The following is a 975-nucleotide window of genomic DNA, read 5'->3' on the forward strand; positions in this document are numbered from 1 at the left end:
AGAAGATGGTTCAATTATTATGGAAAACAATGCAATGTTCTGTGGAGATCAGGCTGTTGGTTGGTCACCAAAAACAATGAAAGAGTTTTAAGGGGGTGCAGCTTAAATGAAAAAAGCAATTTTATATTTAAATCAATTCTTTGGACAAATAGGTGGAGAAGATAAGGCAGATTTTCAACCAGAAATAAAAGAGGGATTAGTTGGACCTGCTTTAGAATTAAATAAGCAGCTTAAGGATGCAGAAGTAACTCACACAATAATATGTGGAGATAACTTTATGGGATCTAATGAAAAAGAAGCAGTAGAAAAAATACTAGGATTTTTAGAGGGAAAAGAATTTGATATATTCTTTGCAGGACCTGCATTTCAAGCAGGTAGATATGGAAATGCTTGCGGAGTTATATGTAAAGCAGTAAAAGAAAAATTTAATGTACCAGTAATATCATCTATGCATATTGAAAATCCTGGTGTTGAGATGTTCAAAAAAGATGTTTATATCTTTATAGGTGGAAATAATGCTGGAAGAATGAGAAAAGATGTAAAGGCAATGGCTAACTTTGGAAATAAAATACTTAGTGGCGAAAAACTGCTTTCTGCAGAGGAAGAAGGCTACTATGGAAGAGGCAAAAGACATCAAGTTTGGCTTGAATCAGCTAAACCAGCTGCTGATAGAGTAGTAGAAATGATGATAAAGAAACTAAATGGTGAAAAGTTTGAAACAGAACTACCTATTCCTAAAATGGATAGAGTTCCAATAGCACCAGCTGTTAAAGATTTAAGTAAAGCAATTATAGCTTGTGTAACAACTGGAGGTATAGTTCCTGTAGATAATCCTGATAGAATTCAATCTGCTTCAGCAACAAGATGGGGAAGATATGATGTGTCAAAGTTAGACAGATTAGAAGGTGGAGTGTTCAAGACAATCCATGCAGGATTTGATCCTGCAGCAGCAGATGCAGATCCTAATGTAATAGT

The 975-nt window shown here is 34.9% G+C and carries 1 protein-coding gene; it reads left to right on the forward strand.

Going from position 1 to position 975, the window contains the following annotated elements:
* Nucleotides 1–106 precede the first annotated feature (106 nt).
* The coding region (locus tag EG57_RS0224860) for a glycine/betaine/sarcosine/D-proline family reductase selenoprotein B (RefSeq protein WP_032079763.1) at nucleotides 107–975 on the forward strand (869 nt) is incomplete at its 3' end.

The sequence above is a fragment of the Clostridium drakei genome (genome assembly GCF_000633595.2).
Classification (GTDB): domain Bacteria; phylum Bacillota; class Clostridia; order Clostridiales; family Clostridiaceae; genus Clostridium_AM; species Clostridium_AM drakei.